This window comes from Burkholderia seminalis (genome assembly GCF_001718535.1).
Classification (GTDB): Bacteria; Pseudomonadota; Gammaproteobacteria; order Burkholderiales; family Burkholderiaceae; genus Burkholderia; species Burkholderia seminalis.
In genome coordinates this window covers 2451784-2467220 of record NZ_CP013398.1, presented here as the reverse complement: position 1 = coordinate 2467220, position 15437 = coordinate 2451784, and the positions used below count along the sequence as shown (strand labels likewise).

The following is a 15437-nucleotide window of genomic DNA, read 5'->3' as shown; positions in this document are numbered from 1 at the left end:
GCCTTTCGTTCGATCGCCCTTAAGCGGTTGCGACCGGGATCTTGCCGATCTTCGCTTGCCACTCCTTCGGACCGGTCTGGTGCACCGACGTGCCCGACGAATCGACGGCGACCGTCACCGGCATGTCCTGCACGTCGAACTCGTAGATCGCTTCCATGCCGAGGTCTTCGAACGCGAGCACCTTCGCGCCGCGGATCGCCTTCGACACGAGGTAGGCCGCCCCGCCGACCGCCATCAGGTACGCAGCCTTGTGCTTCTTGATCGCATCGATCGCGACCGGGCCGCGCTCGGCCTTGCCGACCATCGAGATCAGGCCCGTCTGCGCGAGCATCGTCTCGGTGAACTTGTCCATGCGCGTGGCCGTCGTCGGGCCGGCCGGGCCGACCACTTCGTCACGCACCGGATCGACCGGGCCGACGTAGTAGATCACGCGGTTCGTGAAGTCGACCGGCAGCTTCTCGCCCTTCGCGAGCATGTCGGCGATGCGCTTGTGCGCGGCGTCGCGGCCGGTGAGCATCTTGCCCGACAGCAGCAGCGTCTGGCCCGGCGTCCAGCTCGCGACTTCTTCCGGCGTCAGCGTGTTCAGGTCGACGCGCTTGCTCGTTTCCGTGTTCGGCTCCCACTGCACCTTCGGCCAGGCGTCGAGCGACGGCGCTTCGAGCTTGGCCGGGCCCGACCCGTCGAGCACGAAGTGCGCGTGGCGCGTGGCCGCGCAGTTCGGGATCAGCGCGACCGGCTTCGAGGCCGCGTGCGTCGGTGCCGCCATGATCTTCACGTCCAGCACGGTCGCGAGACCGCCGAGGCCCTGCGCGCCGATACCGAGCGCGTTGACCTTCTCGTGCAGTTCGACGCGCAGTTCCTCGACCCAGTCCTTCGGGCCGCGCGCGATGATTTCCTGGATGTCGATCGGCTCCATCAGCGATTCCTTCGCCATCAGCATCGCCTTCTCGGCCGTGCCGCCGATGCCGATCCCGAGCATGCCCGGCGGGCACCAGCCCGCGCCCATCGTCGGGACCGTCTTCAGCACCCAGTCGACGATCGAATCGGACGGATTGAGCATCACGAACTTCGACTTGTTCTCCGAGCCGCCGCCCTTCGCCGCGACCTGCACGTCGACCTTGTCGCCCGGCACGATCTCGTAGTGGATCACGGCCGGCGTGTTGTCCTTCGTGTTCTTGCGGGCGCCTTCCGGCGGATTGACGATCGACGCGCGCAGCACGTTGTCCGGGTGCGTGTAACCGCGGCGCACGCCTTCGTTGATCATGTCGGTGAGGCCCATCGTCGCGCCGTCCCAGCGCACGTCCATGCCGACCTTCACGAAGATCGTGACGATGCCGGTGTCCTGGCAGATCGGGCGCTTGCCTTCCGCGCACATGCGGCTGTTCGTGAGGATCTGCGCGATCGCATCCTTCGCGGCCGGGCTCTCTTCCAGCTCGTACGCGCGGCCGAGGGCCTGGATGTAGTCGAGCGGGTGGTAGTAGCTGATGTACTGCAGCGAATCCGCGATGCTCTGGATCAGGTCTTCCTGTTTGATGACGGTCATGGCTGAGACTCTGTGGGGACAGTGGGGAATGCGTTTATGCGTTGGCGGCTGCTTCGGCCGGCTTGCGGGACGCGGGCACGGCGCTCGCGTGCGGCGCGTGCGTCTCGTGGAAATGGGCCGGGTGCGTGTGCGTCGTCAGGCGGTCGACCCACGCCATCACGAGCGCCGACACGAGGAACGACACGTGGATGATCACCTGCCACATGATCGCGTGCGTCGTGTGCTGGTCGGGGTTGATGAAGGTCTTCAGCAGGTGGATCGACGAAATGCTGATCAGCGCCATCGACAGCTTGACCTTCAGCACGCCCGCGTTCACGTGGTCGAGCCATTCGGGTTCGTCGGGGTGGCCCTCGATGCCGAGGCGCGACACGAACGTTTCGTATCCGCCGACGATTACCATGATCAGCAGGTTCGAGATCATCACCACGTCGATCAGGCCGAGCACCGCGAGCATCACGCTGATCTCGTCGAGACCGGCCGCATGCGACAGCAGGTGCCAGACTTCCTTCAGGAACAGGAACACGTAGACGGCCTGCGCGACGATCAGGCCGAGGTAAAGCGGAACCTGGAGCCAGCGGCTCATGAAAATCAGCGCGGGAAGCGGGCGAAGCGGGCGGCGGGCCGGGTGGCCGGGCGAATGCGGGGCGGACATGATGGAGGTACGGGCGCGGTGCGCAGGTATCGGGGGTAATCTTGAAAAGGCGCGCTATTGTAACGCGTCGGCTGGCGCGACTGCAGCGACGCGCCGGGTCTGCCGGGGACGGATCAGGACGCGGCGGCCGGCACGCGTTTCACGCGCAGGCTCGCGAGCACGATGCCGGTGACCACGCAGGCGAGCGCAACGCCGTGTGCGAGCGTCGGGCGCTCGCCGAGGAACGCGATGCCGTATGCGGCCGCGGCGATCGGCAGCACCGCGCTGAACACGCCGGCGAGGCTGCCCGGCACGTGCCGGATGCCTTTCATCCACAGCCAGAACGAGAAGATGCTGGCCGACAGGCCATACCAGACGACGAGCGCCCAGGTGCCGGCCGGCACGCTCGCGTAATCGAAATGCCACAGCGCGGTCGCGCCGAGCGGCAGCATCAGGAACAGGCCGAACAGGTGCGTGTACGCGCAGATGTCGATCGGCGCGAGCGTCTGCGTGAGCCGGCGCGACAGGATCACGTAGATCGATTCGCAGCACACGGCGCCGAGGATCAGCAGGTTGCCGGTCAGCGAGCCGGACGCGTCGCCGTGGCCGTGGCCGTCATGCCCGGCCGCGCCGCCGTTGGCGAGGTTGATCGTGACGACGCCGGCGATCGCGAGCGCGATCGACAAGAGCGCACGGCCGTTCGGTTTTTCACGCAGGATCAGCCATGCGAACAGCGCGACGATCGCCGGGATCGTGCTCGTGATCACGCCGGCCGCGACCGCGCTCGTGCGCTGCACGCCGTTGAGCATCAGCAGCGTAAACATGAAGGTGCCGAAGAACGCCTGCAGGAACAGGTTCAGCCATTCGCCGCGCTTGACCGCGCGCATCTTCACGGGGCTGAACAGCGGCCACAGGACGGCGATCGCGATCACGAAGCGCAGCGTGGCGAGGATCGCGACGGGAACGAATGCGACGATGGATTTACCGATACCGACGTTGCTGCCGACGAACAGCATCGACAGGATGAGGAAGAGGGCGTAGCGATTCAAGCTGGAATCCGGAAGGCGAGTTCAGTTAGGATTGTAGGGTCGCGGTTGTAACAGCGTAAAGCCGACCGTCATGCGGTGCCGCCCGGTGTGCGAAACGGCCATGCCGCGTAAGTGACGGGTAAGTTCGGGCGCTTATCGTGGAAACCGTCGGGCCGCCCGTTCACGTTCGCGTGATGTGGTGCGGTGCAGCATCGTGCGCGGCCTTCGTGGCCGCGTGCGGGTGGGTAGGAGACAGCGGCGCGCATGCGCCGGCCAAGACACGTGCGGCGCGCACGATCGCGCCGCCAGAGGATTCATGTTCACCAAGGGGTAGTCGATGTCTGCGATTGAATCGGTTCTTCACGAAACCCGTCAGTTCCCGCCGCCCGCGGCGCTCGAGAAGGCGGCGACCATTTCCGGCATGCCGGCCTATCGCGCGCTCGCCGCCGAGGCCGAGCAGGATTACGAAGGCTTCTGGGCGCGTCTCGCGCGCGAGGGCCTCACGTGGCACAAGCCGTTCTCGAAGGTGCTCGACGAGAGCAATGCGCCGTTCTACAAGTGGTTCGACGACGGCGAGCTGAACGCGTCGTACAACTGTCTCGACCGTCACGTCGAAGCCGGCAACGGCGAGCGCGTCGCGGTGATCTTCGAGGCCGACGACGGCACCGTCACGCGCGTCACCTATGCGGATCTGCTGGCGCGCGTGTCGCGCTTCGCGAATGCGCTGAAGAAACGCGGGATCGGCAAGGGCGACCGCGTCGTCATCTATATTCCGATGTCGATCGAAGGCATCGTCGCGATGCAGGCGTGCGCGCGCATCGGCGCGACGCACTCGGTCGTGTTCGGCGGCTTCTCCGCGAAATCGCTGAACGAGCGGCTCGTCGACGTCGGCGCGGTCGCGCTGATCACGGCCGACGAGCAGGCGCGCGGCGGCAAGACGCTGCCGCTCAAGAGCATTGCCGACGAGGCGCTCGCGCTGGGCGGCTGCGAAGCGGTGAAGAGCGTGATCGTCTATCGCCGCACCGGCGGCAAGATCGACTGGCATGCCGGCCGCGACCTGTGGATGCACGAACTGACCGACGGCGAGTCCGACACCTGCGAGCCGGAATGGGTCGGCGCCGAGCACCCGCTGTTCATCCTGTATACGTCGGGCTCGACCGGCAAGCCGAAGGGCGTGCAGCACAGCACGGGCGGCTACCTGCTGTGGGCCGCGCAAACGATGAAGTGGACCTTCGACTGGAAACCGACCGACGTGTTCTGGTGCACGGCCGACATCGGCTGGGTCACGGGCCACACGTACATCACGTACGGCCCGCTCGCATGCGGCGGCACGCAGGTCGTGTTCGAAGGCGTGCCGACCTACCCGGACGCCGGCCGCTTCTGGAAGATGATCGGCGATCACAAGGTCACCGTGTTCTACACCGCGCCGACCGCGATCCGTTCGCTGATCAAGGCGGCCGAAGCCGACGACAAGGTGCATCCGAAGAGCTACGACCTGTCGAGCCTGCGCATCATCGGCACGGTCGGCGAGCCGATCAATCCGGAAGCGTGGATGTGGTATCACAAGCACGTCGGCCAGGAGCGCTGCCCGATCGTCGATACGTGGTGGCAAACCGAAACCGGCGGCCACATGATCACGCCGCTGCCGGGCGCGACGCCGACCGTGCCCGGTTCGTGCACGCTGCCGCTGCCGGGCATCATGGCCGCGGTGGTCGACGAGACGGGCCAGGACGTGCCGAACGGGCAGGGCGGCATCCTCGTCGTCAAGCGCCCGTGGCCCGCGATGATCCGCACGATCTGGGGCGACCCGGAACGCTTCAAGAAGAGCTACTACCCGGAAGAACTCGGCGGCACGTTGTACCTTGCCGGCGACGGCACCGTGCGCGACAAGGACACCGGCTACTTCACGATCATGGGCCGGATCGACGACGTGCTGAACGTGTCGGGTCACCGGCTCGGCACGATGGAGATCGAATCGGCGCTGGTCTCGCACGAGCTCGTGGCCGAGGCCGCCGTGGTCGGCCGCCCGGACGACACGACGGGCGAGGCGGTCGTCGCGTTCGTCGTGCTCAAGCGTGCGCGTCCGGAAGGCGACGAAGCCGCGGCGCTCGCGAAGACGCTGCGCGACTGGGTCGGCAAGCAGATCGGGCCGATCGCGAAGCCGAAGGACATCCGCTTCGGCGACAACCTGCCGAAGACGCGTTCGGGCAAGATCATGCGGCGCCTGCTGCGCTCGCTCGCGAAGGGCGAGGCGATCACGCAGGATACGTCCACGCTCGAGAATCCGGCCATCCTCGAGCAGCTCGCCGAAGTGCGCTGATCGTACCGGCTGCGCGTCTCGCGCACGAGCCCCTGCGCGGCAATCCCGATTGCCCGCGCAGGGGCTTTTTGCTACATAACGGCATGACTGTTCCGACCCGTTCGGCGCCTGCGGCGCCACCGCCCGTTCCCGAGCCGCTCGCGCGTGCCCACGCGCGCTACTGGCGCTTCAACGTCGCGCTGATCGCGGTGCTGATGGCGATCGGTTTCGCGGTGTCGTTCATCGTGCCGTTCTTCGGGCCCGCGCTCGCCGCGGTCCGTTTCGCCGGCTTCAGCCTGCCGTTCTATGTCGGCGCGCAGGGCGCGATTCTCGTGTACCTCGTGCTGATCGTCGTCTACATCGGGCTGATGCAGCGCGCGGACCGCACGCTGCGCCGCGCGTACGACGATCATGCGGCGCGCTCCGGCATCGCGAACGGCGGCGGGCGCTGACCCATGCTGACGCATCGACTGATCCGCGCATACGCGCTCTACACGCTGGGGTTTCTCGGGTTCGTGCTGCTGATGTGGCGGATCGAGCGCGCGACCGGTTCGGGCGTCTGGATCGGCTATGTGTTCCTGTTCGTGCCGATCGCCGTGTATGCGGTGATCGGGCTGCTGTCGCGCACGTCCGATCTCGTCGAGTACTACGTGGCCGGGCGGCGCGTGCCGTCCGCGTTCAACGGGATGGCGACGGCGGCCGACTGGCTGTCGGCCGCGTCGTTCATCGGCCTGGCCGGCTCGCTCTACGCGACCGGCTACGACGCGCTCGCGTACATGATGGGCTGGACGGGCGGCTTCTGCCTCGTCGCGTTCCTGCTCGCGCCGTATGTGCGCAAGCTCGCGCGCTACACGATTCCCGATTTTCTCGGCACGCGCTTCTCGAGCACGGCCGTGCGCGCGCTCGCGGCCGGCGCGGCGATCCTGTGTTCGTTCGTGTATCTGGTCGCGCAGATCCAGGGGATCGGCCTGATCGCGACGCGCTTCATCGGCGTCGATTTCGCGATCGGGATCTTCTGCGGGCTCGCCGGCATTCTCGTGTGCTCGTTTCTCGGCGGGATGCGTGCGGTCACGTGGACGCAGGTCGCGCAGTACATCATCCTGATCAGCGCGATCCTGATCCCGGTGTCGCTGATCGCGATGAAGAACGGGCTCGGACCCGTGCCGCAATTCAATTACGGCAAGCTGATGGAGCGCGTCGCGGCGCGCGAGGCGCAGGTGCGCGAGGCGTCCGACGAGCAGCGGGTACGCGACGCGTACCGCCGGCAGGCCGCGGAGATCCAGACGCGACTCGACCGGCTGCCGTCGTCGTATGCGGACGCGCGCCGGCATCTGGTCGACCAGCTGGCCGACCTGCGACGCCATAACGGGCCGCTGCGCGAGATCAGCCTGCGCGAGCGCGAACTGGCGGACTTCCCGCGCGACCCGGCAGCGGCGCGCGTCGCGTGGACGCAGGCGCGCGACGACCTGCTGGCGCGCGCCGAGCCGCCCGTGCCGATGCACGAGCCGTTTCCGGCTGCAAGCGACGACGAACGCAAGCCGCGCGAGCGCAATTTTCTCGCGCTGCTGCTGTGCCTGTCGCTCGGCACCGCGAGCCTGCCGCACATCCTGACGCGCTACAACACGACGACCTCCGTCGCATCGGCACGACGCTCGGTCGGCTGGACGCTGTTCTTCATCGCGCTGTTCTACCTGAGCGTGCCGGTGCTCGCGGTGCTGATCAAGTACGAGATCCTTGCGAACCTCGTCGGGCGGCCGTTCGCGGAATTGCCGGCGTGGGTCACGCAATGGCATCACTTCGAACCGGACCTGATCAGCGTCGTCGAGGTGATTCGCGACGGGATCGTGCACTGGTCGGAAATCCAGATGCAGCCGGACATGGTCGTGCTGGCCGCGCCGGAGATCGCGGGGTTACCGTACGTCGTGTCGGGGCTGATCGCGGCCGGTGCGCTGGCCGCGGCGCTGTCGACCGCGGACGGGCTGCTGCTGACGATCGCGAACGCGCTGTCGCACGACGTGTATTACTGCATGGTCGCACCCGATGCATCGAGCCAGCGGCGCGTGACGATCTCGAAGGTGCTGCTGCTCGGCGTCGCGCTGTTCGCGTCGTATGTCGCGTCGCTCAATACGGGGAAGATCCTGTTTCTGGTCGGCGCCGCGTTTTCGCTGGCGGCGTCGAGCTTTTTTCCGGTGCTGGTGCTCGGGGTGTTCTGGAAGCGCACGACGACGCGCGGGGCGATCGCCGGGATGGTGACGGGGTTGGCGGTATGCGTGTACTACATCGTGTCGACGTATCCGTACTTCACGCAGTTGACCGGGTTCGCGGGGCGCACGTGGTTCGGGATCGAGCCGATCAGTTCGGGCGTGTTCGGCGTGCCGGCGGGGTTTGCGGTGGCGATCGCGGTGAGTCTGTGCGACAAGCGGCCGGATGAGTATACGCGGGCGTTGGTGGATTACATCCGGCATCCGTGAGGCGGGAAGGGGGGCGATGCATGGCGTGCCGGCGCGCCAAGTTGAAAAGCCTCTGATTCCTGGGGCAATCAGGGGGCTTCGCGTATTTCTGTCGGAGAGAGGCGGATTCGCCCAGACAGCGCGGGCAAGCCGAACGATCGGCTTGCTTTTCTCCCCGGAAACGAAAATGCCCGCTGGCGCGGGCATCGAATTCTGGCGGAGAGAGGGGGATTCGAACCCCCGATAGGCGATTAACCTATACACGCTTTCCAGGCGTGCGACTTAAACCACTCATCCATCTCTCCGGAAGACCGAGAGTATAGCAAACTCTGGCGGCAGCCCGCCACTCCCTTCCGCACCCGTCAGAAATTCGTCGATCCATACCGAGCGCGCGTCGCCCGACGTCAGATCGTGACGAGCCGTACGACCTGTCGGCTACTTCGGACATGGACCGTCCCGGTTCGAAAGAATGTGAACTGTTGAGTCCGTTCGGACGCTTCGCAGAAAGGATTCTAAATCCTGTCAAAAAGCCGTCACCAATCCGACAAATTTGCTATGCTCGCCGAAAACCAGACGGGCGGCACTCCCAGGACGGACCAGCGGGCGTGATGGCTCGCCGAACAACGAAGTCAAACAAAATCCTGAGAGTCACGCTGTGAATACAGCCGAATTGCTACGCACGTTTGCGTCCGGGGTGGTCGATCAGAACAATCGGCCGGTTCGCATGAATTGGGGGCCTGCTCAGAAGACGCTCGAGCAGGTGCTTGCGCTCCAGTATGCCGATATCCGCGAAGGGTTGATGACGGGCATCGAGGGGCATCTGACCTGCGTGTCGGCACGGGCCGATCTTCCGATTCGCAGCTTCATCGGGCTGCCGGTCTCCGTCGAGATGACGACCGATCGCGGGCGTCTCCATACCATCAACGGCATTGTCACCGACGTTCGCACCGGCCAATCGGACGGTTCACTGACCTGCTACCAGCTGACGATTCGCGACGTGCTTTCCGTGATGGAGCGGCGGACCAATTCGCGGTTGTTTCGGTCGAAGAGCCTGCCCGACATCCTGGGTGTGCTGCTTCAGGAATGGCGCCAGCGCAGTTCGGCGCTCGCGGGCGCATTCGAGTTCGACTTGTCCGGCCTGCAAGCCGAGCGTTACCCCGCGCGTGAACTTACGCGGCAGGTCAACGAGTCGGACTCGCATTTCATCCGGCGGCTGTTGCGACGGGAGGGGGCGACCGTATTCGTCAAGGCGGGCAAGGCCGGCGAGCGGGCGAGCGGCAATGCGCACGACACGCCGGTTCATACACTCGTCTTTGCCGACGACTCGATGAAGTTGCCGGCGACGGCCGCCGGCACCATCCGCTACCACCGCGACGCCGCCACCGAAGCGCGCGACTCGATCACGCTGTGGGCGACGAGCCGCCGGTTGATCCCGGGCAAGATCGTCCGACCGACGTGGGACTACAAGAGCGGCCGGATGTCCCAGACCGAGCAGGCGACGATCGTCGATCAGGGCGACGGCGGCAACGACCTCGGGCATTTGCTGGCCGATGTCGTCATCGATATCCCGCACGCCGGGGATTCGTCGTCCGATCTCGACCGGATCGGCAAGGACCGGATGCTGGCGCATGAACTGCGTGCCGAATCCGTCGACGGCGTGAGCAATGTCCGTGATCTGGCCGTCGGTCACTGGTTTGCGCTCGCGGAGCATCCGCAACTCGATACGTTGCCGGCCGAACAGCGGCAGTTTGTCGTCACGTCGCTTCATCATTGCGTGCGGAACAACCTGCCGAAGGAACTGAACGAGCGCGCGCAATCGCTGTTCGCGGCAAGCCGCGTGCTGTTCGACGCGGTGCCGACCGACGTGAGTGGCAAGCCGGGCGACGAAAGCGATCGACGCTACGAAAACACATTCTCGTGCGTGCGGCGCGGCGTGCCGCTGACGCCGGCCTACGATCCGCACGTCGACTTGCCGCCCGTGCATCCGATGACGGCCGTCGTCGTCGGCCCGGAGGGCGAGGAGGTGTTCTGCGATGAAATGGGCCGCATCCGCGTGCGGATCCAGGGACTGAGCGCGGACGATCATGCGCACGCGCAGGGCGCCGGTACGAGCGGCACGCCGTCCGACAGCGCGCCGGTGCGCGTCGCCTGCGCGCTCGCCGGGCCGAGTTTCGGCGCGAATACGTTGCCGCGCGTCGGCATGGAAGTGCTGATCGGCCATATCGGCGGCGATCCGGACCGGCTCGTCGTGATGGGCGTGCTGGCCAACGGGCCGAACATGCCGGCGACCTTCAGCCACACCGGCGCGCTGCCGGGAAACCGCTATCTTTCCGGCACGAAGACGAAGGAAATCAAAGGGCAGCGGTACAACCAGATCCGTTTCGACGATACGCCCGGACAGATCAGCAGCCAACTGGCGAGCGAGCATGCGTACAGTCAGCTGAACCTCGGCTATCTGACGCAGCCGCGCGACAACGGGCAAGGAGCGGCACGCGGCGAAGGCGCCGAATTGCGCAGCGATGCGCACGTGGCGATTCGAAGCGGCAAGGCGATGCTGATTTCGGCTTGGGAGCGGCTGCGCGCGAGTGACGGCCACCTCGCGCGGGACGAGTATCTGCAACTGATGCAGGAATGCGTCGAGCTGTTCAAGAGTCTCGGCGACTATGCGGGCCAGCATCAGGGCGTGGCGCCGGATACGCAGCCGCACGATGCACTCATGACCACGGTGAAAGGCTGGCCGAATGGCGAGGCGTCCGGCGGCGGTGAGTCGTCAGGCGCGTCGATGGCCGCGATCGGTATTACCGCGCCGGCCGGCATCAGCATGGCGACGCCGAAGACCGTGACGACCCATGCGGGCGGCAATATCGATGTCGTCGCGCAGAACCACCTGCAGTACACGAGCGGGCAGCGGATCAACCTGCAGGCCGGGCATGGCGTGGCGATGTTTGCGCACAGTGAGGGCGTGTCGGCGATCGCCAACCAGGGGAAAGTGGCGCTGCAGAGCCAGAACGACGACACGCAAATCGATTCGGCGAAGAACATCCAGATGTCGGCGGGCGGCGGCAAGCTCGCGGGCATGGCCAGCGAGCAGGTCGTGTTCGTGACGTCGGGCGGCGCGTATCTGAAGCTGCATGGCGGCGATATCGAGCTCGGATGTCCGGGGAGTTTCACCGTCAAGTCCGCGTCGCATACGTGGGCCGGGCCGGCGAGCATGAGCGCCGATTTTCCGAAGTTCGACCAGGGCTCGCTGGGGCGGGTGCCGAAGCTGGTCCGGGCCACGGACGGGCAGCCGGTCGAGGGCATGGAAGCCGAGGTGCGAAAGGCGTCGGGCGAATTGATCAAGGGGAAGACCGACGCGCAAGGCAAGCTCGCGCCGGTCAGCAGCGACCAGTTCGAACAATTGGCGGTTCGCTTCTTCAAGTCGAGAACCTGAGTTGAGTCTTCCAGAAAAACAACATGTTCAACTACAACTTTGCGCAAAACCCGGGCGGGCAACCGTCGACGGACGAACCGTCGCAGACTTCGGTGGGCGGTGGACTGGGGACGACGCTATTCAACCGCAACGACCTCGAGTGCGTGATGCAGATGCCGCTGCCGGGCGTCGTCATTTTCGTGCACGGGGTCAATTCGGAAGGGGAATGGTTCAAGGAGGCCGAGAAGGGGCTGTGTGCCGGATTGAACCGGCGCATGGGGCGTTATGACGATCAGCTGTTCCATTGGGGGCCGGTGGCCGGGCAGATGACACCGGTCAGCTATATCGAAAGCCTGACGCCAGACGGTTTCCTGAATCCGGACATGTCGTCGAAGACGTACATCAAGCCCGATCCGTCCTTTTCGCCCGTCATCCACTTTCGGTGGGGCTATGCCGCGAATGCGGAGGAGCTGAAGGAGTATGGCGACAAGATCATGCTCAACGAAAGGAATTACTGGGGCGGTGGCCCGTTCGCGGGCGGGTGTTCGAGTCTGCCGGATCTGTGGAACGACGGATTGAACGATCGGCTTTTTCTGTGGCTGACCGTCCAGCACATGAATGGCATCGGCAATCGAAAGATCTACTCCACGCCACCGCGCACTTACGGTGTGCTTGGCGCACTGCGGCTTGCACGTCTGGTCGAGTCGATCCGCAAGCGACAGGCCGACGCGCCGGTCACGATCGTTTGCCACAGCCAAGGAAACATGATCGGCCTTGCCGCAGCGTTTCTCGGTGACCGGTTGCCAGAGGTGACGGATCAGTGGGGCAAGAAAGGGCGCTGCGTCGCCGACACCTATGTTCTCGCCAATCCCCCGTACAGTCTCGTCGAGGCCAACATGACCGACTCATGGGCCCAGCGCGGGGTGCGCGACAAGAACGGGCACGTGGGGCGCGAGACCTATGTCGCGCGCAAGGAAACGCTGAGGGAGTACTTCGATATCCTGCGTGCCCGGGCCGATCTCGAGATGCCCGCGGAGGATCTCGATCGCGCAATGGAAAACGCAAGGCCGTCGAAGAACGGGGGCAAGCCGTATAGCGCAGCCAAGGACCGGGAGGCACATGGGCTGTATCAGAAAAACACCTACGGGAGAGTGACGCTGTACTGTTGTCCGCACGATCAGGTCATTTCTGCCCTGACCGTTCAGGGAATCGGCTGGCGCGGGATGAGTGTCGACGACATCAGTGCGACGAACGCGTGGGGTGTTTTTTCGCAACGCGTGTTTGCATCGAATTTCGAGGTCGGTGGAGAGAACAAGCTCTATCGGTATTGGCAGGATGACTGGCGCAAGGACAAGAACCAGAAGGAGGGTTTCTGGTATCCGCCATCACCACCTGCGCGGTATGGTCTTGGGCGAGGCACGCATTCCAATGAAGGGTGGATCGCGAAGTTTTTCACGATTGCAACGAGCCCGGCCCTCTACCTGTTCAATTTGACGAACATGGCGGTCAATGCCGATCCACCGAAAAATTGGGAAATCCCGATTACCGCACCGATGCTCGATAAGGAAACGCGCTTCCTCCCGCAGGCGTTCCGCTATGGCAAACCATCGGGCGCTCGCGATGCGCAAGGGAAACCGATTGAGGAAGGGTGCTTCAACGAGGGTTACGATCCGCCGTCGGCTGGGCGTGACGCCACCAAGGAGAACAAGCGGGATGACGATCCATACGACACCTTCGACGCCAAGTCGGAAAAGTTCGCGACCGAGGGTGACGCGCTGAAAGCGCAGGGCGATGCCGCATCCGAAGCTGCGCAGCGATACGAGGATCATTCCATTCTCCGGATGGAAGCGAGAAGGTTGAACAAGCGCGACTGGGTTGATGAAAATGGAGTTGTTGTTGGGGAGGACCGCCCTGCGGATGCAAGCGAAGGTTACAAGAAATGGAGAAACAAAGAGATATTCGACATGCTGAATGGCGGGGATAAGAATAATCCTACCAATCATTCAACTATCATGACGAATGGTGAGCATGCGGAAAAGGCTTTGGCTTACGATATTGCTATTGGGCTTTGCTATCTGACGGAGGGCGACTTTGCAGATATCAGAAAGCAGGCGGATTGGCGATTTTTGAATGGATTGGTGAGGGATGGTCAAAATGAATTATTTGCGGAATATATAAAAAAGGGAAAATATAAGGACATGTTCCTGCATAAGTGGGTTAAAAATGATCCGGTTGCAAGCATGCCCGAAAAAATCTACGACGAGCGTGATGGAGGATTTTTCCTGCGGTTGGGGAGTGTGCTATGAAGGTGATTGTTGCCACCTGGCAGCGGCGATTTGGATTGGCGATTTTCGTCATGCTGTTGGCTGCGATCGTGTTGTATGCAACGATGACGCTGCCAAGTAGTGCATCTGCCGAAAACTCAAGTGCAGGAGATCTGATGAAGAGAATGGTGCTGGTTCCTGGATTGGTGGCTATGTTGGTATTTGTGTTTTCGACCATGTTTGCGACGTCGAGTGCCGCAGCTGCGACGCCACGCGCCGTGGGCGACGCTGAACCAAAAAGTGATTCGGTGAAGCCCTTTGTGGCACAGGTCGTTGGCCTTGAATGGCTCAACCCTCTGCAACGCCGGGATTATCCGACGGAATGGCAGTTGTTATGGACGTTGGGCCTCGTTTCTGCGAACAAGAATGATGATATGGTGCGCGCCAACCCTAAAAAGTACTCTGCCGTTCAAGCGATCTCAATCATCGCGGATGGCAGCTCTGGACGTGAATCATTTGGTGGATTTTACGAGAAATATATCGACGAGTTGCTCGTTTTGTTCCGGACCAGATATTTTGCAAATTCCAATTATTTCTACACCGTAAAGCCTGGTGATAGAAGTGGATGGCGCGAGTTGGCTGGTGTGCATGTTGAATTAGCAATTCCTGGTGGCCGTCTTGATCCCATCAAGGCAAAGACGTATTTGCGTGATCAAATAATCAGCACGTTCGAGATCGGAAATTCATCGGCAAAAGACCTGTGGAGCCACGACACACCGCCGGATGTGCACGTGACATCGGGCCAGGGAAATGCCGGTTTCACGTCGCTGAACGCGGCGCTGGACTATCTGGCCGCCCACCCCGACAAAAGCGCGTGGGTGATGAACTGGGATGCGCCCAGCTTTCCGCCGAACGACGAACAGATCAACGAGAACATGGTGGTGCTGTTCCTTGCCGGCCCCGACCTGAAGACCGAGCGTGAACCGCTAGCCTGGATCGGCAAGGCTGCACGAAGCAACGTCAAGGATTTCGAGGCGAAGCAAGGCGCGAGCCGCGCGGTGCAGGCATGGAAGTCGACGATCGATACGGCGGCGAGTAATGCAGGCGTGCCGGTGTCGTCGCTGAATTACGTCGTGCATGACGCGGGCAAGGGCAGCGATGCTGCATCGACACGTATTGCCTCACTGTCGCAGACGCTGACGGAAGTCCTGCCGGAATACGATTTCCGCACGCAGACCTTCAACACATCGGCGTTGCTCGGTGACATGGGCGCCGGCGCGGCGCTGACCGATGTGGCGCTGGCGATCGGCCGAGCGAATCACCTCGGTGGAAATGTGCTCGTAGCCGGAACGACCGACACCGAGCATCCGACGGCAGTCGTCGTCGTCGCGCCTTCGAAGCTGACGCCCATCGACGCCGGCAAGGACTGGTTCCGCGCACGCGGCGAGAACAACGCGTACTTGCCGTGGTGGGGGCGCCGTCATGACGCGCGTCCGGCATCGCAAGGCTATTCGGAATAAGGAGCGCGCATGCGCGGAATCATTCGAGTCGGCGACGCAACGAGCCACGGCGGTCAGGTCGTGACCGGCAGCGCGGTCAGCGAAGTGATGGGGCGGCCGGTCGCCCGGCTCGGTGATACGTGTGTCTGTCCGATCGCGGGCCATCAGGCCTGCTTTATCGCCGAAGGCGATCCGCAGGTCATCGTCGACGGGAAACCGGCCGCATTCGATGGTCACAAAACGTCGTGTGGCGCGACGCTGATTTCGAGTCTGGCGTCGTCCGGACGGGAATGAATTGCCAACCCGGCGCT

Annotated in this window: 10 protein-coding genes and 1 tRNA gene; 7 read left to right on the top strand and 4 right to left on the bottom strand. The window is 63.8% G+C overall.

Going from position 1 to position 15437, the window contains the following annotated elements; translation table 11 throughout:
- Positions 1-19 precede the first annotated feature (19 nt).
- The 3 genes from WJ12_RS11115 to WJ12_RS11105 form a co-directional block, all read right to left on the bottom strand.
- A complete protein-coding gene (locus WJ12_RS11115; protein WP_006478316.1) occupies positions 20-1543 on the bottom strand; it encodes a fumarate hydratase in 1524 nt (507 codons plus the stop codon).
- Positions 1544-1577: 34 nt separating this feature from the next.
- The gene (locus WJ12_RS11110; protein ID WP_034190360.1) at positions 1578-2195 is read right to left on the bottom strand and encodes a TIGR00645 family protein; all 618 of its coding nucleotides are present in this window, start codon (positions 2193-2195) and stop codon (positions 1578-1580) included.
- Between the two features lie 113 nt (positions 2196-2308).
- Complete coding sequence (locus tag WJ12_RS11105) at positions 2309-3223, bottom strand: DMT family transporter (RefSeq protein WP_059560133.1); 915 nt, start codon at positions 3221-3223, stop codon at positions 2309-2311.
- A gap of 316 nt (positions 3224-3539) precedes the next feature.
- Between WJ12_RS11105 and acs the strand changes: the two genes are divergently transcribed.
- The 3 genes from acs (at position 3540) to WJ12_RS11090 (ending at position 7972) form a co-directional block, all read left to right on the top strand.
- The gene (gene acs, locus WJ12_RS11100; RefSeq protein WP_059560137.1) at positions 3540-5522 is read left to right on the top strand and encodes an acetate--CoA ligase; all 1983 of its coding nucleotides are present in this window, start codon (positions 3540-3542) and stop codon (positions 5520-5522) included.
- Positions 5523-5605: 83 nt separating this feature from the next.
- Positions 5606-5953 (top strand): DUF4212 domain-containing protein, encoded by a 348-nt coding sequence (locus WJ12_RS11095; protein WP_059560139.1) that lies wholly within the window; start codon positions 5606-5608, stop codon positions 5951-5953.
- A gap of 3 nt (positions 5954-5956) precedes the next feature.
- The gene (locus WJ12_RS11090; RefSeq protein ID WP_034190364.1) at positions 5957-7972 is read left to right on the top strand and encodes a sodium:solute symporter family protein; all 2016 of its coding nucleotides are present in this window, start codon (positions 5957-5959) and stop codon (positions 7970-7972) included.
- 193 nt (positions 7973-8165) lie between these two features.
- Here the strand turns inward: WJ12_RS11090 and WJ12_RS11085 are convergent.
- Positions 8166-8256, bottom strand: a tRNA-Ser gene (locus WJ12_RS11085).
- Between the two features lie 350 nt (positions 8257-8606).
- On the opposite strand from WJ12_RS11085, the gene WJ12_RS11080 reads away from it, so the two are divergent.
- From WJ12_RS11080 to WJ12_RS11065, 4 genes are read left to right on the top strand one after another with little or no spacing between them, the layout of a single operon-like run.
- Positions 8607-11384 carry a type VI secretion system Vgr family protein gene (locus tag WJ12_RS11080; RefSeq protein WP_034190365.1) on the top strand — a complete coding sequence of 926 codons (2778 nt, stop codon included), beginning with the start codon at positions 8607-8609 and terminating at the stop codon, positions 11382-11384.
- A 23-nt stretch (positions 11385-11407) separates the two neighbouring features.
- A complete protein-coding gene (locus WJ12_RS11075) occupies positions 11408-13669 on the top strand; it encodes a T6SS effector phospholipase Tle3 domain-containing protein (RefSeq protein ID WP_059560143.1) in 2262 nt (753 codons plus the stop codon).
- Positions 13666-15147, top strand: coding sequence for a virulence factor (locus WJ12_RS11070; protein ID WP_082744744.1), 1482 nt, complete (start codon positions 13666-13668; stop codon positions 15145-15147). The genes WJ12_RS11075 and WJ12_RS11070 overlap by 4 nt, the downstream gene beginning before the upstream one ends.
- Before the next feature lie 9 nt (positions 15148-15156).
- Positions 15157-15420 (top strand): PAAR domain-containing protein, encoded by a 264-nt coding sequence (locus WJ12_RS11065; RefSeq protein WP_027784933.1) that lies wholly within the window; start codon positions 15157-15159, stop codon positions 15418-15420.
- Positions 15421-15437 lie beyond the last annotated feature (17 nt).

What these genes read in the sequence shown, in the direction of transcription:
- WJ12_RS11115 (WP_006478316.1), bottom strand. Translation starts at nt 1,543, where the DNA reads ATGACCGTCATCAAACAGGAAGACCTGATCCAGAGCATCGCGGATTCG.
- WJ12_RS11110 (WP_034190360.1), bottom strand. Translation starts at nt 2,195, where the DNA reads ATGTCCGCCCCGCATTCGCCCGGCCACCCGGCCCGCCGCCCGCTTCGC.
- acs (WP_059560137.1), top strand. Translation starts at nt 3,540, where the DNA reads ATGTCTGCGATTGAATCGGTTCTTCACGAAACCCGTCAGTTCCCGCCG.
- WJ12_RS11095 (WP_059560139.1), top strand. Translation starts at nt 5,606, where the DNA reads ATGACTGTTCCGACCCGTTCGGCGCCTGCGGCGCCACCGCCCGTTCCC.
- WJ12_RS11090 (WP_034190364.1), top strand. Translation starts at nt 5,957, where the DNA reads ATGCTGACGCATCGACTGATCCGCGCATACGCGCTCTACACGCTGGGG.
- WJ12_RS11075 (WP_059560143.1), top strand. Translation starts at nt 11,408, where the DNA reads ATGTTCAACTACAACTTTGCGCAAAACCCGGGCGGGCAACCGTCGACG.
- WJ12_RS11070 (WP_082744744.1), top strand. Translation starts at nt 13,666, where the DNA reads ATGAAGGTGATTGTTGCCACCTGGCAGCGGCGATTTGGATTGGCGATT.
- WJ12_RS11065 (WP_027784933.1), top strand. Translation starts at nt 15,157, where the DNA reads ATGCGCGGAATCATTCGAGTCGGCGACGCAACGAGCCACGGCGGTCAG.